The organism is Sphingobacterium sp. SRCM116780 (genome assembly GCF_021442025.1).
Lineage (GTDB): Bacteria > Bacteroidota > Bacteroidia > Sphingobacteriales > Sphingobacteriaceae > Sphingobacterium.
Genome location: NZ_CP090446.1, coordinates 3,723,552 through 3,741,190, shown reverse-complemented (window position 1 = coordinate 3,741,190; position 17,639 = coordinate 3,723,552). Strand labels below are relative to the sequence as shown.

General features: G+C 36.0%; 17 protein-coding genes and 2 tRNA genes. 15 read left to right on the top strand and 4 right to left on the bottom strand.

All coding sequences use genetic code 11. The annotated features are described in order from the left end of the window. The first annotated feature begins 50 nt into the window (after nucleotides 1–50). The 9 genes from LZQ00_RS16160 to LZQ00_RS16120 all read left to right on the top strand — a co-directional run bounded on the left by LZQ00_RS16160 (nucleotide 51) and on the right by LZQ00_RS16120 (nucleotide 8,259). Nucleotides 51–707: a hypothetical protein gene (locus LZQ00_RS16160; RefSeq protein ID WP_234510293.1), complete on the top strand. Its 657-nt coding sequence runs from the start codon at nucleotides 51–53 to the stop codon at nucleotides 705–707. Beyond that, nucleotides 707–1,219, top strand: a complete 513-nt coding sequence (ureE, locus tag LZQ00_RS16155) for an urease accessory protein UreE (RefSeq protein ID WP_234510292.1) — start codon at nucleotides 707–709, stop codon at nucleotides 1,217–1,219. The genes LZQ00_RS16160 and ureE overlap by 1 nt, the downstream gene beginning before the upstream one ends. 1 nt (nucleotide 1,220) lies before the next feature. Beyond that, on the top strand, nucleotides 1,221–1,910 hold the full coding sequence (locus LZQ00_RS16150) for an urease accessory protein UreF (RefSeq protein ID WP_234510291.1): 690 nt from the start codon (nucleotides 1,221–1,223) through the stop codon (nucleotides 1,908–1,910). A 30-nt stretch (nucleotides 1,911–1,940) separates the two neighbouring features. Then, nucleotides 1,941–2,579: an urease accessory protein UreG gene (ureG, locus tag LZQ00_RS16145; RefSeq protein ID WP_234510290.1), complete on the top strand. Its 639-nt coding sequence runs from the start codon at nucleotides 1,941–1,943 to the stop codon at nucleotides 2,577–2,579. Next, entirely contained in the window at nucleotides 2,580–3,368 is a 789-nt protein-coding gene (locus LZQ00_RS16140; protein WP_234510289.1) for an urease accessory protein UreD, read from the top strand. 77 nt (nucleotides 3,369–3,445) lie between these two features. Then, complete coding sequence (locus tag LZQ00_RS16135) at nucleotides 3,446–4,147, top strand: hypothetical protein (RefSeq protein ID WP_234510288.1); 702 nt, start codon at nucleotides 3,446–3,448, stop codon at nucleotides 4,145–4,147. A gap of 20 nt (nucleotides 4,148–4,167) precedes the next feature. Beyond that, entirely contained in the window at nucleotides 4,168–5,079 is a 912-nt protein-coding gene (locus tag LZQ00_RS16130; RefSeq protein WP_234510287.1) for an urea transporter, read from the top strand. A 14-nt stretch (nucleotides 5,080–5,093) separates the two neighbouring features. Next, a complete protein-coding gene (locus LZQ00_RS16125) occupies nucleotides 5,094–7,316 on the top strand; it encodes a TonB-dependent receptor (RefSeq protein ID WP_234510286.1) in 2,223 nt (740 codons plus the stop codon). Between the two features lie 67 nt (nucleotides 7,317–7,383). Next, nucleotides 7,384–8,259 (top strand): helix-turn-helix domain-containing protein, encoded by an 876-nt coding sequence (locus tag LZQ00_RS16120; protein ID WP_234510285.1) that lies wholly within the window; start codon nucleotides 7,384–7,386, stop codon nucleotides 8,257–8,259. A gap of 560 nt (nucleotides 8,260–8,819) precedes the next feature. Here the strand turns inward: LZQ00_RS16120 and LZQ00_RS16115 are convergent. Together LZQ00_RS16115 and LZQ00_RS16110 are read right to left on the bottom strand one after the other, a co-directional pair. Beyond that, nucleotides 8,820–8,891, bottom strand: a tRNA-Arg gene (locus tag LZQ00_RS16115). A gap of 89 nt (nucleotides 8,892–8,980) precedes the next feature. Then, nucleotides 8,981–9,061, bottom strand: a tRNA-Tyr gene (locus LZQ00_RS16110). A 239-nt stretch (nucleotides 9,062–9,300) separates the two neighbouring features. Here LZQ00_RS16110 and LZQ00_RS16105 point away from each other — a divergent pair. From LZQ00_RS16105 to LZQ00_RS16080, 6 genes are all read left to right on the top strand, one after another. Continuing rightward, on the top strand, nucleotides 9,301–9,936 hold the full coding sequence (locus tag LZQ00_RS16105) for a peroxiredoxin (protein ID WP_234510284.1): 636 nt from the start codon (nucleotides 9,301–9,303) through the stop codon (nucleotides 9,934–9,936). Nucleotides 9,937–10,028: 92 nt separating this feature from the next. After that, complete coding sequence (locus LZQ00_RS16100; RefSeq protein ID WP_234510283.1) at nucleotides 10,029–10,343, top strand: thioredoxin family protein; 315 nt, start codon at nucleotides 10,029–10,031, stop codon at nucleotides 10,341–10,343. Next, nucleotides 10,324–10,578 (top strand): DUF6952 family protein, encoded by a 255-nt coding sequence (locus LZQ00_RS16095; RefSeq protein WP_234510282.1) that lies wholly within the window; start codon nucleotides 10,324–10,326, stop codon nucleotides 10,576–10,578. The genes LZQ00_RS16100 and LZQ00_RS16095 overlap by 20 nt, the downstream gene beginning before the upstream one ends. Before the next feature lie 646 nt (nucleotides 10,579–11,224). Next, nucleotides 11,225–13,678 (top strand): PIG-L family deacetylase, encoded by a 2,454-nt coding sequence (locus tag LZQ00_RS16090; RefSeq protein WP_234510281.1) that lies wholly within the window; start codon nucleotides 11,225–11,227, stop codon nucleotides 13,676–13,678. Between the two features lie 24 nt (nucleotides 13,679–13,702). Next, entirely contained in the window at nucleotides 13,703–13,903 is a 201-nt protein-coding gene (locus tag LZQ00_RS16085; protein ID WP_234510280.1) for a hypothetical protein, read from the top strand. 105 nt (nucleotides 13,904–14,008) lie between these two features. Next, nucleotides 14,009–15,709 carry a sodium:solute symporter gene (locus LZQ00_RS16080; RefSeq protein WP_234510279.1) on the top strand — a complete coding sequence of 567 codons (1,701 nt, stop codon included), beginning with the start codon at nucleotides 14,009–14,011 and terminating at the stop codon, nucleotides 15,707–15,709. A gap of 2 nt (nucleotides 15,710–15,711) precedes the next feature. Here the strand turns inward: LZQ00_RS16080 and LZQ00_RS16075 are convergent, their stop codons facing one another. Together LZQ00_RS16075 and LZQ00_RS16070 are read right to left on the bottom strand one after the other, a co-directional pair. Beyond that, the gene (locus LZQ00_RS16075; protein WP_234510278.1) at nucleotides 15,712–16,497 is read right to left on the bottom strand and encodes an N-acetylmuramoyl-L-alanine amidase; all 786 of its coding nucleotides are present in this window, start codon (nucleotides 16,495–16,497) and stop codon (nucleotides 15,712–15,714) included. Between the two features lie 92 nt (nucleotides 16,498–16,589). Further along, complete coding sequence (locus LZQ00_RS16070) at nucleotides 16,590–17,618, bottom strand: DUF3078 domain-containing protein (RefSeq protein ID WP_234510277.1); 1,029 nt, start codon at nucleotides 17,616–17,618, stop codon at nucleotides 16,590–16,592. Nucleotides 17,619–17,639: the final 21 nt, after the last annotated feature.

Genomic DNA, 17,639 nt, shown 5'->3' with positions numbered 1-17,639 from the left:
AGGCTCGGAATTCTTGCCGAGCCTTTCTCAAAAAATAAAAAAGATATCAAATGAAATACTTTAATAAAATAGTTTTTTGCTTTGGGATAGTTGGAATGTTTTTATTCTCAACCTCAGTGAATGCCCAAGTTTTAGGAGGAATGAGACTTAAAGATACCGATGACGGGCCTAAAGGGCAGTTCATGATCTACGGTTCTTTTGATTATTCTAAAACGAATAGCCCTTCTGGCAGTAGCAGTTCTTTAGGAACCAGTAGCAATGCGGGTGTGCCAATAGGTGTTGGATATTTTATCAACAACAATGATGTAATTGGGGTCAATTATGCCTTTGCAAAAGATGCTGTCAATGATCGTATGGTTTACAAGCAGAATGAAGCGGGAGTTTGGTATAGTCCATCACTTTCATTAGGAAAATATTTTGCACTGATAGGGCAGGTCGATGCGCATTATGTCTGGGGAAAGAAATCGTCTGATGTTTCTGCTTCCATGCAAAATTTTAATGGTTATCGTCTTCGCGCTTATCCTTTATTTGCCGTATTCCTTGGCGGTGGATGGGCACTGAAATTCAAGTTTGCTGAGCTTTCTATGCTTCAGACAAAAGTGAAAGGAGAGGGATGGACCAGAGATTATGTAGCCGGAATAAGTGGTTCCACTTTCGGAGGTGGAATTTCTAAGAATTTTAATTTCAAAAAAAGATCTGACAATTAATGATTATTAATGAAACGATAGGTAATATTTCCGAATACCCTATCAATGAAAGATCAATAGATTATCTCGATCTAGAATGGTTTGAATGTACAAAGAGAATTCAGCGAAAAAAAACACGTAGTGGAGAAGATATTGCTATTAAATTTCTGAGAGAAGGGCAGCGCCTAAGGGAAGGCGATATTCTTTTCAAAAATGAACAGAAAATAATTGCAGTTAATGTTTTAGAGAGCGAAGCTATTGTTATGTCGCCTTCTTCTATGCTGGAAATGGGAACTGTCTGTTATGAAATCGGGAACAAACATATTCCCCTATTTATTCAGGAAGATAAAGTACTGCTGCCGTTTGAAATGCCGATGTACAGATGGCTGGAAGCCAGCGGATTTGCTCCTGAGAGACAACATGTAAAACTGCTTAATCTTTTAAAATCTAATGTAGAACCTCATGGGCATACAAGTTTAGGTTCCACCATATTTACTAAAATATTAAAAATGGCTTCTTCAAAAGATGAATAATATGAATTTGAATTTTCTGGCAGGTCTGTTACATCTTTCAGACCCCACACTGCCGATAGGGGGGTATACACATTCTAATGGTCTTGAAACATATGTACAGAAAAGAATTGTATATAACAGACAGACTGCTCAAGAATTTGTAGAAAATATGCTTCAGCATAATCTTAAATATAACGATGGGGCGTTCATGAGACTTGCTTATGAAGCAACGCAACAGGAAAACTTACTGGCATTGTTGGAGCTGGATAATGAAATCAATGCTTTAAAATGTCCAAAAGAAATCCGTCAGGCAAGCCAAAAACTTGGACTGCGTCTCATAAAGATATTTAAAAGGAAAGATAGTTTCCCGTTAATGGAAGCTTTCGAAAAAGCAACTTTGAATCGTGAAGCCAATTCTCATTACTGTATTGTATTTGGCATGTATGCAAGCCTGATGGGTATTCCTTTATATCAAGCTCTCTTAGGGTTTTATTACACTTCGTTAGCAGGAATGATTACCAATGCAGTAAAATTAGTCCCACTCGGGCAGTTGGATGGCCAGGATATTTTATTCTCCTTGTATGCAGTAATGGAAAAGACCGTAACAGAAACGATCGAATTGGAAAGGGATTTAGTGGGTCTTTGTAATACATCTTTTGATATCCGATGTATGCAACATGAAACGTTGTACTCAAGGCTATATATGTCCTGATCTACAATAAGTCGACTTAAAATTAAAAAAATGGAAAACAGAAAATATATAAAAATAGGAGTAGCTGGACCTGTAGGTTCAGGGAAAACAGCATTATTGGAACGTCTAAGCAGAAAACTATTCGGGACATATGATCTTGGAGTAATTACCAATGATATTTATACGAAGGAAGATGCAGAATTTATGGCTAAAAATAGCCTGTTGCCTCACGAAAGAATTATAGGAGTAGAAACAGGAGGATGTCCTCATACTGCTATTCGTGAGGATGCAAGTATGAATTTGGAAGCCGTGGATGAGTTGGCAGCACGTTTTCCAGAGATTGAATTGATTCTCATAGAAAGCGGAGGTGATAATTTATCGGCAACATTCAGTCCTGATCTTGCTGACGTAAGTATTTTTATCATTGATGTAGCAGAAGGGGAAAAGATTCCTAGAAAAGGTGGCCCTGGAATTACACGATCAGATCTATTGATCATTAATAAAATAGACCTTGCACCACATGTAGGAGCTAGTCTTGAAGTGATGGAAAGAGATGCCAGAAGAATGAGAAACGGAAGTCCTTTCGTATTCACCAACCTTAAAACGGATGAAGGGCTTGATAAAGTGATTGGTTGGATCAAAAAATATGCGCTTCTGGAGGAATGTGAAGAACCGAATCTTGTAAGATAAATGGACAGCCAACTAAATATCATTGCTGGATACAAAGAGGGTAAATCGTATGTGAAAGATCTGTACGTAACTCTTCCTTTCCGAGTAGTTTCTGTGGGACAACGTAAAAGTGATGGTAAACTTTATCAGATGATTATGAGTTCATCGCCAGGAATTCTGGATGGAGATCACTATCATTTAGATGTTTCTTTGGAAGCTGGAGCTTCACTTCAGCTACAATCACAGTCTTATCAGAGGTTGTTCAATATGAAAGATAAAGCTGTTCAGGAACTCAATGTTCATATGCAGGAGAATACTTCTTTTGCTTATGTACCCCATCCGGTAGTTCCACATGAAGATTCTAATTTCAAAAGTAAAGCTCAGATTCATATTGGCAAAAATAGCCAGATCATTATTGGTGAGATTATTACTTGCGGAAGGAAGCATTACGGTGAGGTTTTTAAATTAAAACGATTTCAAAACCTGATGGAAATTTATTATGACAATAAATTAGTTATAAAAGACAATGTACTTATCCAGCCCGATCTGATTCCGATCAGCAGTATAGGAAATCTAGAGCAGTATACGCATCAGGGAACCCTTATTTTCTTTAGCACAAAAGACAATGTGAATAAGACTGAACTGATAGAAACCATTATTAAAGCTTCAGAAAAGCATCATGAGGAAATGGAGATCGGTGTGTCGGCAATGGAAAATAATGGATTTGTACTAAGGGCTTTAGGGCATGGAGGAGAAATGATGTATAACTTTTTTCTTCACGTTCAGGAAACGCTCTGGTCATTAGAATAAAATATAAGTTTATCTTATTAGAACTGAAATTTAAATCAGCGAATAAAACGGATAGGTGTAACAAAATCAATGAATAAATGAATAGCACGATTTGGGCACTTTTATTAAGTGCAGTTTCGATAAGTTTTATACATACCGCATCTGGACCAGATCATTATCTGCCGTTTATCGTACTCTCCAAATCAAAGAAATGGAGTAGGATGAAAACAGCAGTTTTAACAATAATCTGCGGATTGGGACATGTGATGAGTTCTTTAGTATTGGGATTTATTGGTGTTTTCTTGGGTTGGCAGCTTAACAAAATTTCATGGTTTCAGGATTTGAGAGGAAATTTTTCGGGATGGGCATTACTTACTTTTGGTGGAGTATATCTTATCTATGGTCTAATTCAGGCTATTCGAAATAAACCTCATAAACATTTTGATGTATTAGGAGACGATGTTTATGTCTACCAACACAACCATGAAGAAATAGTCATGCCTCAAAAAAGAATAAAAGTTACGCCGCTTGTTCTTTTCATGATTTTTGTGATGGGTCCAAGTGAGCCTTTGATTCCGCTATTGTTCTATTCAGGAGTGAAACATTCCATGTACGAAACGATGATTTTAGTTACTTCTTTTACAATAACGACAGTTTTAACAATGCTGGGGATGGTGTTATTGGGACGTTACGGCTATTCCACGTTATTCAATACAGAAAAATTGGAACGCTACATGGGAATTGTAAGCGGAGCTGTAGTGACAGTTTGCGGAATAGGAATGGTTTTTTTAGGATGGTAAAAATTAAATAAATAATAACAATGGATAAATTTTTTGAGAAAATTCCTTTTATCGATAACATCTTAAAAGGAATCGGGCAAATCATGCTTCAGGAAAACAGATGGACTGGGCTTCTGTTTCTGATCGGTATTTTTATGGGAAGCTGGCAGGGTGGTGTTGCTGTCATAGTCGCTACAGCGACAGGAACCTATATCGCGATGAAGTTGAATTATAATAAATCTGAAATCAATGCAGGATTATATGGTTTTAGTGCGGCACTTGTAGGAGTTGCTTTATCCTTTGTCTTTCAGACGACATTATTGATCTGGGTTCTTATTGTCATAGGGGGAGCGCTAGCAAGCATTATTCAGCATTTCTTTATTCAAAAGAAAATTCCAGTATTTACTTTTCCTTTTATTCTCATAACATGGATTAGCGTTTTTGTTCTGCATCACTTTACTCAGACTCTACCTTCGGAAATGATAACGGCAAAAATAGAACCTGTAGATTATAGTGATTTTTTAACGGGTACCAATGCTTTTGGTGAAGTGATTTTTCAAGGAGGTGTTCTTTCAGGAGTTATTTTCTTTATTGCAGTTTTTATCAGTTCACCAGCTGCTGCACTATATGGTCTAGTCGGATCAATATTGGGAGCTTATATTTCACATGTCAATGGAGAGTCGATTGATGGGATCCATATGGGATTGTTCGGTTTTAACGCAGTACTTTCTGCCATTGTTTTTTCTGGTTTCAAAAAAGTAGATGGAGTATGGGTGCTGTTGTCTGTATTGATTACCGTTCTTATTGATGATTTTTTAATTGACCACAATATCCTCAGTGAAGTAGGAGGTGTGCTTACTTTTCCATTCGTAGCAGGAACATGGGCGACTCTTCTTTTACAAAAGATCTTTCTTCCTAAAGTTGTTTCTAAAGAAAAGATAGAAGAGCAATGAGAATCACCCAAATAATGTTTATTTTTCTTTCCACATCCTTGAATGGGGTGGTTGTGGCTCAAGAAAAACAATTATTAATTAAAGATGCAGATAATAAATTTCCAATTGCCGATGCGCTGATTCAGTATGATCATGGTACCAGTCATGTTCATTCTGGATCGGACGGATCTTTTAAATTTAATTCGAAATCATTTCCTGATACCTTAATTATCAATCATAAGGGATATGAAGAAGTAAAATGGGCGATTACAAGTGAAGAAGATAGAAACGAGACTATTTTTCTTCAGCATAATCCGCTTCAGATCGCTGAAGTAGCCGTCAATCACAGTTCTTTTTTATCTGCAATCACGAAAGTTGATCTCAACAAGTTTCCTGTCAATTCTGCTCAGGATCTATTAAGAAAAGTTCCAGGATTGTTTATAGCGCAACATGCAGGAGGAGGAAAGGCAGAACAGCTATTTTTAAGAGGTTTTGATGCAGACCACGGAACGGATGTAAGTGTAAATGTAGACGGAATGCCTGTCAATATTGTCTCTCATGCTCATGGACAGGGATATTCAGACTTGCACTTTGTTATTCCCGAAACGGTCAATAATATAGACTTTGGAAAAGGGGCATATTATATGGATCGCGGAGATTTTAATACCGCTGGATATGTAGATTTCCAGACTTACGACAAATTAAAAAATAGTCTAGTAAAGTTGGAGGGAGGTTCTTTCAATACAAAAAGGATACTAGGAATGTTCAATATTCTGAACGATGTTACAGGAAGAAAAGGAGCTTATGTGGCTGCAGAATACAATTATTCAGATGGTCCGTTTGCTATAAAACAAAACTTTAACAAAATAAATATCTTCGGGAAATATAACCAGTGGATTACTGTTAATGATTATTTTAATATTCAGTTTTCCACATTTAATTCTTCTTGGAATGCCTCAGGACAGATTCCCGAACGTGCGGTTGATGAAGGAATCATCGATAGGTGGGGAAGCATTGATCCGACAGAAGGAGGAAGCACTTCGCGCACCAATTTTCAAATGAATTACAAACATATCATTTCACCGTCTGACCAGATTGATGCCATGGTTTGGTATTCAAAATATGACTTTAATCTCTATTCAGATTTTACTTTCTATTTAAAAGACAAGGATCATGGAGATGAAATTCAGCAGACAGATGGAAGAAATATCTACGGAACTGAGGTGAAATATACAAAGGACATATCGGTGTCTAATGGAGATCTGAAGTTGATATCAGGAATTGGTTTTAGAAACGATGATATCAACACCCTGCAGCTTAATCATGTTTATCATAGAGATCTGTTGCTCGATAAAATATCTGATGTTACCGGAACGGAAACCAATCTTCATGCTTTTTCTGGACTGATCTGGAAAACAGGAAAATGGACGATTAATCCTGCCCTTCGAGTCGATCATTTTATTTTCAATATGCATAATTTATTGGATGTTGAGCAACTTCCTTCTGGACAGTCATCTGAAGCTATAAGAATAAGTCCCAAACTGAACTTTTCATATTCAACAAGTGATGATGTCATGTGGTTCTTAAAAACAGGAATGGGCTTCCACTCCAATGACATAAGAGTCGTTATTCAGAATATAGGAGACAAAACATTGCCATACTCGATCAGTGGAGATTTTGGAGTAAGGTTGCATCCTTTTAAATCATTGATCATTACACCGACATTATGGTATATGTCGTTACAGCAGGAATTTGTGTATGTCGGAGATGATGCGGTTGTAGAACCTTCGGGAAAATCCAGACGTTATGGAGCCGATCTGGGAATCCGTTTTCAACCTTTACAGAATTTTTATCTGAATGCTGATTTTAATTATTCACATGCAAGATTTATTGAGGCGGAGAAGGGTGAAGATTATATCCCTCTTGCTCCAGTAATAACAAGTACGGGGTCTGTAAACTGGGATTTTCTTACTGGTTTTTCCTTAGGAATGCAGTATCGTTATCTAGGATCAAGACCTGCTATAGAAGATAACAGTATAAGGACAAAAGCATACTTTGTTAATGATCTAATGCTTTCCTATAACCGTCAAAAATGGGGCGCCAATCTACAGGTTAACAACCTTTTCAATGTTAAATGGAATGAGGCGCAGTTTGCTACTGAAACTCAGTTGAGAAACGAACAGACATCTGTTACTGATCTTACCTATACAGCAGGAAATCCTTTCGGAGTGAAAATGGGCGTATATTATAAGTTTTAAAAATAATTTGGTAGGCTGTTTTTCAGCATCAAATTTGTACTCACTTTTAGTAATATTAATAAGGATCATGGAAGTTCTATCCAATTTTCAGTATAAAAAACTTTTTCTTCCCAATATAACGAAGAAAATATTAGCGAATAATGCGGATGTACAACTTTACCGGTTGGAGAATTATCTTAAAGGAATTCTCATGCCAGTAGTTCCATATCGGACTACATTCAACTTTATCATCTTTGTTACGAATGGATATATCAAACAATATCTAGAGGATAAAGAATATGCGGCGGAAAAAGGTGGCGTTATTTTTATTAAACAAGGAACGATCACGGCTACCATGGAATTATCTGACGATATTGAAGGTTTTTTTCTAGCGTATGAGAATAGCATCTTATCCGAGCAGGAATTACCAAAGCACAGGACAAGTATTTTTTTTATGACCCCATGCCTGAAGTTGGATAGCCTTACGTACAATACGATTACACAGCTCCTTTTTATAATGGAACAGGAACTTTGGCTTAACAATCTGGATGTTAATGAAGTATTGATTACCATGCTTCATCTTATTTTGTTAAAAATGCTCCACACAGATCTCGACGGAGTGCACAAATCATCTACACGACTTATGGAACTATCTCTACAGTTTCGCGATCTTTTGTTTAAATATCATGTAGATGAGAAAAGAGTTGCTTTTTATGCCGATAAGTTATCGGTTACTGAAAACTATCTCAATAAATGTGTGAAAAGTGTAACGCAGAAATCACCAAAGCAATGGATTAATGAGATTGATATCAATTACAGTAAAGCTCTTCTCCATTCGAGTAAAGATATTGCTGAAATTGCCTATGAACTCAATTTTCATACAGCTTCTCATTTTACACAACTTTTCAAAAAAATTACAGGAATTACTCCCAAAAATTATAGAGCAAATTTTTTAAAAAACTGATCTTTCTCTCAAAAGGATAAGATTAGTACGCAGCATGTAAGCAGGAATATGCTTCATGATCCAGTCCCTAGGCAGGGACTAAGCAGGGTATAAGCGTCCTAAAAGCGTTATTCAAGAGAGCACAATATTTGGAACTGGTAAGAGCGTGGTAAGTGCGTTGATAGTGCGTTTTAGGTATGCTTTTAATACTGTATGTACGCTTTATCTATGCTTTATGTACGCTTGATCCCTACTTAGGCACTACTTATGAATAGCATGGAGGGTAAAGAAAAGCTTTCTTCAGCTCTGAATTGATCCATCAAGTAGAGCTATTTATTTTCAATGGAGGCAATATAACCTAAAGTAATCTTGTCAGGCTACTTTAGTTAGATGAATTAATCTGCTCAACTATATTCCTTACTTCTTAGAAAATTAACGAAATGTAGTGATCAAATAGACTGCTATCGTAAGACTGCTTTTTATATGTTGATATCTCAGGTCGAGATAACATGAAGTAATTTGGTTTTTATTGGCACAAAAAAATCCTACGTGATAGGATTTTTTTGTTCATGTAAAATTTGTAGCCCCAAGCAGAATCGAACTGCTATCTAATGTTTAGGAAACACCTATTCTATCCGTTGAACTACAGGGCCATCATTGTATGTGCAAATATTTCAAATATATTGCGCAATCCCAAACTTATTTTAAATGTTAATGAAAAAATTGAAGAGAAAAAATACTGTGGGGGGAGAAGGATTCGAACCTTCGAAACCGAAGTAACGGATTTACAGTCCGTCCCATTTGACCGCTCTGGAACCCCCCCAGTATAATTTATTGAATCCTAAAGCATTAAGATTTACATACCTCAACCTTCTTTTGGAGTGCTGCAAAGGTATCAATTTGTCCCATATATCCAAAAATAAAATCAAGAAAAACAGCATCGATAAAATTTATTGTAGCACCAATGTAAAAATAGATTTTTACAATGTGTCATTGATAAAATCAATTCGTTTTTACCCAATTTTGCGGTATCTTTGTGCCAACAAAATAGAAAGATATATTATGAGTTTTACAGGTAAAAGTTTTCCAAGCATTACAGTAGATGCAATCGATTATTTAGGCGACAATTTACAAATCAACGTCTTCGAAAAAGCAGTTAAAGAAAGTAAAAAAGTAGTCTTATTCTGGTATCCAAAAGATTTCACTTTTGTATGTCCTACAGAATTACACGCTTTTCAAGAGGCTTTACCTGAATTCGAGAAACGTAATACAATCGTTATTGGTGCATCGTGCGATACAAATGAAGTTCACTTCGCTTGGTTAAACACAGAAAAAGATAATGGTGGTATTGAAGGTGTAACTTACCCAATTTTAGCTGATACAACACGCAATCTATCTTCTGTATTGGGTATTTTGGATATCAAAGAAATAGAGCATCCTGAATATGGTACTTTAGTAGAAGGTTCTGCAGTTTCTTATAGAGCAACTTATCTAATTGACGAAACTGGTCGTGTATTCCACGAATCTGTAAACGATATGCCTCTAGGTCGTAATGTAAAAGAATATTTACGTTTGATCGATGCATATGCACATGTTCAAAAATTCGGTGAAGTATGTCCTGCTAACTGGGAAGAAGGAAAAGACGCTATGAATGCAACTCGTGATGGTGTTGCTAGTTACTTAGCTGGTCAAAAATAAAACGATAAGGCTTACAAAAGCCTTTAACAAAGGGGGTGAATCCTTATCCCCTTTGTCTATTCATCTTTCTTAAGAAATAAACAACAAAAATCATGTTAAAAGAATTAGATAATGATAATTTACAAGAAATTGTAAATGATAATGATATTGTAATGGTTCAATATGCGGCTACTTGGTGTGGTAACTGCAAAATTATGAAACCAAAATTCAAAAAATTAGCAACAGAAAATGAAAATGTAGCTTTCGTAATTGCTGATGCAGAAAAATTTCCAGAATCTAGAAAACTAGCAAACGTAAATAACTTACCTACTTTTGCCGCTTTTAAAAACGGAAAACTAGTAAATCAAGTACAAACAAATAAATTTGACGCATTAATCGACTTATTCAATGAAGCTTCCAGTAATTAAACATATCACTGAGTTTATCGAACAAAACGACCTTGACTATGTACTGGAAACCATTGAGACGTTAGAATCTTTGGTAGAAGCTCCTTTAAAGGATGAAGAATTAGACGTTATTGGTGAATTACTTTCTAACCTGCATGGTGCTGTTGAGGTTCATAAATTAGTAAAAGAAGGAAATAGCAAAAAGGAGGCACTAAACATGTTTATGAAGCGTGTTTTAGGATCGATCGATAAATAAATCTTGCATATAAAACATTTAAAATAAATCCGTTGGGTGTAATTAAATTGTTTGTCCACCTTTTCGGGTGATTTCGCTTTTATTTGAGAATAGATGAAGTGTTATGGATGAACATCTCAATCTCGATAAACGGTTAGAGATGTCCCAGGGATCAAATTAAAACCAAATTGGGACCAACTCTGGACTGTGAGTACCTTGCCTGTAGGGTGGGAGCGCCGTGTGAGTACAGTAAAAGGTGGACTCACGGTGCACGCACCGTGCTCTCATTGTGCTCACAGGTAGGAATTGGTCCCAATTTGGTCTCCAGTTAATCCCCGTCATTACTTGGTTTGGGCGATTTATTTTACTTCAAATAATTACTCCCAACGGGTTAAAATAATTATTTTTATCATTTGGTATAAATTTTTAGCCGCAAATGTTTAAAACCCTGTTTTTGTGGAAAACTTGTTTTTAAATTAATGCTATTCTTGCATAAAGATTATACTATCTTTATGCATATTAAAGGTTACCAATAATGAGGTTGCTATCCAAACATCAAACTAAAGAAGGATAGTATTTAAAAAAATATTTTAATTGTTAAAAACGGAAATGCTTGCAAAAGGATTTCCGTTTTTTATTTAATCACAATATTAATTACCTTTAATGTATGTTAAAATCAATTCTCCTCAGCAATATGCTCCTTTTTTCGGCATTTGTTTCTCAGGCTCAAGCGCAACAATCTGCAACTAGTTGGAATAGTTCTATTATAAAATCAAAATTAGAAAAATTAGATGTACTTGGATCAGTTTTATATTTTGCAGCTCATCCAGATGATGAAAACACCAAATTGATTGCTTGGTTAGCACAAGAAAAGCATTATAGAACTGGATATTTATCTTTGACTCGAGGAGATGGTGGTCAAAATTTAATCGGTACTGAACAGGGAATAGAACTCGGGCTCATCAGAACACAGGAGCTTTTAGCTGCTCGAAGGATCGATCAAGGAGAACAGTTTTTTACATCAGCTTTTGATTTTGGCTTTTCTAAAACCTCTGAAGAAACGTTTCAATTTTGGGAGAAAGATCAAGTGTTGAGAGAAGCGGTATGGATTATTCGTAAATTCCAACCAGATGTCATTATCACTCGGTTTCCTCCAGATGCGAGAGCTGGTCATGGTCACCATCAAGCATCTGCCATATTAGCACATGAAGCATTTCTTGCAGCTGCAGATCCTACAAAATTTCCAGAACAATTAAAACTTGTCCAACCTTGGCAAGCGACTCGTCTCGTTTGGAATACATTCAACTTTGGTAATCAAAACACAACCAATGAGAATCAACTTCAGGTAGAAATTGGTCAGTATAATCCTTTAATTGGTCAATCTTATGGCGAAATAGCCGCACAAAGTCGCTCTTCGCACAAAAGTCAAGGTTTTGGTAGTGCAGCACAAGTTGGTAAAGCCAAAGAGTATTTTGAGTTTGTAGCCGGAAAACCAGCGCAGCACAACCCTTTTGAAGAAATAGATTTGACTTGGTCAAAAATACAGAATGGTCCAACCATCAGTAAAATGATAAAAGAAATAAATACTTCTTATCAACTCAATCATCCTGAGAAATCTATTTCAAAGCTATTTGAGGTATTGCGTTTAGTTAATCAGATCGATGATCCCTATTGGAAAAGTCAAAAGTCTACAGAAATTAAAGATTTAATAGTTGCTTGTGCAGGAATACGAATAGAAAGTATTGCTGATCAAAGCCATTATGCTGAAGGAGATGACATAAAAGTACTCAATCAATTGATAGTAAGATCAGACGATGTCTCTATTTTAGTTTCTAAAATAAATCAACAGCAAATAGATCAAAAACTAGATAACAATGCTTTAACAAGTTTTCAAACGGTCGATAGCGCAACCCATTTTAGTCAACCTTATTGGCTTAATGAGCCGAATAGTATTGGTCGATTTCATTTTTCTGATTTTAACAAAACAGGATATCCTGAAAATCAAGATTACCCTGCTGTCAATTTTGACTTGCTGATCAATGGTGAGTCGTTACAGTATAAAAAACCTATTCAATATAAATTTACAGATCCTGTAAGAGGTGAAATATATAATCCAATTGCTGTGTCTCCCAAAGTAACAGGAGACGCGGACCAAACTGTTTTGTTAAGTCCAAACAGTACTTCACAAAAAATAACTTTCACTTTTGAAAATCAGAGTAATTCAAAAAATATAAGTGAAACGATTACTCCTATTTTAAATGCAAATTGGAAAATCACACCCGCTGATTTTACATTGAATTTCACCGATACGCATCAACATATTACTCAAGAACTTACGATTCAAGCTTTAACAAAAGAAACCCGATTAGATACCCTTTCTTTTCAATTTTCCAATCAAGAAAAAGTCAAAATCAATCGCGAGATTAACTACAACCATATCCCTACAATTACTTGGTTTCCTGATTTAACCGTCAAAATAAGTAACCTCCAGTTACAGGTACCTATTAAAAAAGTTGGTTATTTAGCTGGTGCAGGCGATCTTATTCCAGAATCTTTAAAAGCGATAGGAATAGGGGTAGAGATGCTTACAGAAACACAAGCATTACACCAAGATCTAAAGCGATTTGATGCTATTATTGTAGGAATTAGAGCTTTTAATGTCTTAAAATCGATGTCGCAAATAAGTCCTCGACTAATGGAATACGTTAAAAATGGAGGAACTGTAATTGAACAATATAATGTTGACAGCAAATTAATTTCTAATCAATTTGGACCATACCCTTTCAGCATCGGCAGAAGCAGAGTAACAGAAGAACTCGCAGAAGTACATTTTGATCAAAAAAACCCTATATTCAATTACCCCAATAAAATTTCCTCGGCAGATTTTGACCATTGGGTACAAGAGCGGGGGCTGTACTTTGCGGAGAACATTGATAATCAATATCAAACACCGATACAAATACAGGATAAAAATGAACCTCTTCATAAAGGGTCACTCTTGATTGCTAACTATGGAAGTGGTAAATTTGTCTATACATCATTGTCATTTTTCAGACAATTGCCTGCTGGAGTTCCTGGAGCTTACAGATTATTTGTAAATTTGTTATCAAAATCAAAATAAAACATATAATAAACATATAATATAATGGAAAATCAAGTTGAAAACAGCTCATGTACACCTAATCCAAAAGGATTAATCGTATTAATCGGTGTGATATTTGGGGCTTTAATTTCATTCGCTGCAAACGAAACATTTTTAAGTATTATAGGAGGAGCTGTTATAGGATTAATTATTGCTATCTTTTTCAACAGCTTTCTTTACGCTCAAAAACCACATGACAGATAGGGATATAACTCCCTTAGACCGAAGGTGGAAACGCTTTTATATTCTTGTAGCGCTTAGCCTTATCGTGGTCATACTATTGCTCTATTTATTCACGGAATACTTTTCATGAGTACAATAGATTGGGTAGTCCTTATCCTTACTCTTTTGTTGATTGTCCTTTATGGCGTATACAAAAGTAGGGGGATTAAAAATATTGACGGATATCTACTTGGCAATCAATCTTTGCCTTGGTATCATGTCGGACTTTCGGTGATGGCTACTCAAGCAAGTGCCATCACCTTTCTTTCCGCTCCCGGACTTGCTTATAGTTCAGGGATGAGCTTTGTTCAATTCTATTTTGGCCTTCCTTTGGCCATGATTGTTCTCTGTATTACTTTTGTTCCTATCTTTCATAAACTCCGTGTTTTTACAGCTTACGAATTCCTAGAACAAAGATTTGATATTCGAACTAGAGGGCTCACGGCTTTCTTATTCCTCATTCAACGAGGAGTATCAACAGGTATCAGTATTTTTGCTCCAGCCTTGATTATTGCGAGTATCTTACACATCAATCTAACGACCACAACGCTATTAATTGGAAGTGTCGTAGTCATTTATACGACATATGGCGGTACTAAAGCGGTATCACATACACAGATGTTGCAGATGAGCATTATTTTTGGAGCCCTTTTAGTTGCAGGAATACTTGTCGTACAACTTTTACCTGCAGATATTGGTTTATATAAGGCGCTCCACATTGCTGGAAAATCAGGGAAGACGAATGCCATAGATTTTACATTTGACCTCAACAATCAATATACCGTATGGACAGGTATTATCGGTGGTTTTTTCTTACAGCTTTCTTATTTTGGAACGGATCAAAGTCAAGTTGGTCGATACTTAACTGGGTCATCCATAAAGGAAAGCAGGTTAGGTCTCTTGATGAACGGATTATTGAAGATACCCATGCAATTCTGTATCCTCTTGATTGGGGTTCTTGTTTTTGTGTATTATCAATACCACAGTCCCCCTATTTTTTTCAATCAAACTGAGCTAGACAAATTAAAACAAAGTGAATACAGCAGCTCTTATGATGCTCTAGAGCAGAAGCATCTACTGCTTACGAATGAAAAAAAGGTAACGATCAATCGACTAACTGCAGCAATTGATGCGGGTAATCAATCTACTATTGATGCAACAAAAATAGCAATCAAGCATTCGGACGATAAACTAAATGACATTAGAAGTGAAGTCATCGCATTAATCAAGAAAAATAACCCAGAAGCTGAAACGAATGATAACAACTATATATTCTTATCGTTTGTTAAGAGCACTTTTCCAAAAGGTCTAATTGGACTTCTTATTGCCGTTATCTTTCTCGCCTCTATGGGTTCAACAGCAAGCGCTCTTAATTCCTTGGCCTCTACAAGCACTGTTGATATTTATAAAAGGTTTATCAACAAGAATTCTACAGAGCAACAAGATCTTTTCTGGTCTAGAATATTGACTTTATTCTGGGGTATATTCTCTATAGCAATTGCTTTATTTGCAAGTAAACTTGGTAATTTACTCGAAGCGGTCAACATTTTAGGTTCGCTATTCTATGGTACGATCTTAGGTATTTTTATCGTAGCATTTTATATGAAAAAGATAGGCGGAAAGGCAGTCTTCTATGCGGCAATCTTAACCGAGGTCTTTATTTTTGTGATTTGGAAAATGGATCTCATAGCCTTTCTATGGCTTAATGTGATCGGCTGTGTATTCGTTATGCTACTTGCTTTTCTAATCGAAATGTTGGGACGTAAAAAAAGCCATTCCTCAGAATAGCTTTAATATTTTTGATACAGATTATATAATATGCTCTTATCATAGGGGGTTAGCGTAGGACTCACATCATTGATGATAAACTTTCTTTTAAATGCGATAATCGCGGCTTTCAAATTACTCGTATCATAACCTATAATCTTTAATGCATCAATAGCATTAAAGTTGTCCGGAGGAGTTACTAGTTCTCCAGGATTATACCAAATACCGAATCCTCTATCGGCTAATTGTTTCCATGGAAAATAACTGCTTGGATCATTTTTCCTTGCAGGAGCAACATCACCATGACCGATAAAGTTAGCTGTAGGGATACCATAATTCGTTTTCAGGGTATCTAATAAGACCATTAAAGCCTCAATTTGAACTTGAGGAAATGCTTCCTCTCCATTATTATCTAACTCAATACCAATAGAAATCGAATTCATATCTGTAAGTGTGCCCCATTTGGAGACACCTGCATGCCAGCTCCGCACATAATCATTCAACATCTGTATAGTCGTTCCATCACGCCCTATGACATAATGCGAACTCACTTTGGTGTGCTCAATCTGAAAGGTACGAATGGTTTGGTCGATACTATTTTGTGAAGTATGGTGGATAATAACATAATTTGGCTTACGAATATCATAGTGTATAGCTGTTTCCTGACGTATGCCTGCATGTATACCGGCCTTGCCCAATGTCCATACCTTACTTTCGCCGACACTTAATTTCGGAATCGTATCGTGGATGATAACCGTTTTAATGATCGTGTCCACTTTGACAGGAGCAACTATTGCTTGTTTGGTCAAATTTTTTGTCGTGTTTGATTTCGTTTTACAGGAGGTAAAAGAACCGATCCCACAAAGCACCAGTAGGCTGCAAATAAGATACTTTAAGGTCATTATCTTGGCAAACTGTATGTTATTCCCAAAGCTAAACTTTCACTTGCCTGTACGCGAGCTACGACATCTGAGTCATAAACAACGATACCATTGAGTGATACATTGACTAATGAAGTCACTTTAGCTGTTAAGGTTAAATCTAATCGATGAGCTGGATCGTTTATCTTATTATAATTAGCAAAGAGATTGTATCTACTTTTTATATTCAAATTTTTAGTAATGTTTTTATCTAAATTAGCGGTTATCTGAAAAGCTAAATCATTTTTAAACATTTTTCCTGCCTCAACTCCATATTGTTCTTGATCCTTCACTATTGGATCGCGATCTGGATATTTACGGCTATATTCTTCTATCGTCAACGGTTTGATACGGTCATCTAAAATAAATGTTTGTCTTGCAGTGCCTGTACCTAATCTTAAAGAAAACTCATTACTTGGTTTATACTCAAGACCCAGAGACTCTGTCAAATAGCCTGGAGCCATAAAAGCAGAAACAGTAGCTGATATCGTATCTCGTCCATCTTTAGCCCCATAAGTATAACCTACATCAAATTGTGATTCAAAGGTGAGAGAAGTAAATAAGGACCAATTTTTTGAAAGTTTATATGAAACCTTATTATCCCAAAATATGCGGTCATTACTCTTTTTAGCCAACTGATCTCGGTTTTTCACTTTCCCATATTTCAGATCCAACTCTGTTACGAAATTAAAATTATCTCGGGTATAGTCGGATTTATGGTAAATATTAAATCCTAATGCTAATGAATTTACTCCACCACCCGTCCAATCTTCATTGAAATACGCCTGATTGGCCATGATACCAAACCTAGTCCAATGTTTCCAATAATCAACTTCCAAATCTAATTTTGGGACAATAGGACGAATATTTTTTAATGAAATATTTTCTTGTTTACTGTCTGAAATAACAGAATCTGGTTTAACTCTTAGATCTTTCAAATTGACCTGAGCTTGGAGTGTTCCACAAGATAGGCCTAGAATTAATAAGGCAAATAAGGATTGTAACTTCATATCAAGCAACGCTTTTTTCTT

Coding starts and splice junctions, on each gene's coding strand:
- ureE (WP_234510292.1), top strand. CDS start 707: ATGATTATTAATGAAACGATAGGTAATATTTCCGAATACCCTATCAAT.
- ureG (WP_234510290.1), top strand. CDS start 1,941: ATGGAAAACAGAAAATATATAAAAATAGGAGTAGCTGGACCTGTAGGT.
- LZQ00_RS16160 (WP_234510293.1), top strand. CDS start 51: ATGAAATACTTTAATAAAATAGTTTTTTGCTTTGGGATAGTTGGAATG.
- LZQ00_RS16080 (WP_234510279.1), top strand. CDS start 14,009: ATGAGTACAATAGATTGGGTAGTCCTTATCCTTACTCTTTTGTTGATT.
- LZQ00_RS16135 (WP_234510288.1), top strand. CDS start 3,446: ATGAATAGCACGATTTGGGCACTTTTATTAAGTGCAGTTTCGATAAGT.
- LZQ00_RS16150 (WP_234510291.1), top strand. CDS start 1,221: ATGAATTTGAATTTTCTGGCAGGTCTGTTACATCTTTCAGACCCCACA.
- LZQ00_RS16100 (WP_234510283.1), top strand. CDS start 10,029: ATGTTAAAAGAATTAGATAATGATAATTTACAAGAAATTGTAAATGAT.
- LZQ00_RS16125 (WP_234510286.1), top strand. CDS start 5,094: ATGTTTATTTTTCTTTCCACATCCTTGAATGGGGTGGTTGTGGCTCAA.
- LZQ00_RS16130 (WP_234510287.1), top strand. CDS start 4,168: ATGGATAAATTTTTTGAGAAAATTCCTTTTATCGATAACATCTTAAAA.
- LZQ00_RS16070 (WP_234510277.1), bottom strand. CDS start 17,618: ATGAAGTTACAATCCTTATTTGCCTTATTAATTCTAGGCCTATCTTGT.
- LZQ00_RS16105 (WP_234510284.1), top strand. CDS start 9,301: ATGAGTTTTACAGGTAAAAGTTTTCCAAGCATTACAGTAGATGCAATC.
- LZQ00_RS16120 (WP_234510285.1), top strand. CDS start 7,384: ATGGAAGTTCTATCCAATTTTCAGTATAAAAAACTTTTTCTTCCCAAT.
- LZQ00_RS16090 (WP_234510281.1), top strand. CDS start 11,225: ATGTTAAAATCAATTCTCCTCAGCAATATGCTCCTTTTTTCGGCATTT.
- LZQ00_RS16140 (WP_234510289.1), top strand. CDS start 2,580: ATGGACAGCCAACTAAATATCATTGCTGGATACAAAGAGGGTAAATCG.
- LZQ00_RS16095 (WP_234510282.1), top strand. CDS start 10,324: ATGAAGCTTCCAGTAATTAAACATATCACTGAGTTTATCGAACAAAAC.
- LZQ00_RS16085 (WP_234510280.1), top strand. CDS start 13,703: ATGGAAAATCAAGTTGAAAACAGCTCATGTACACCTAATCCAAAAGGA.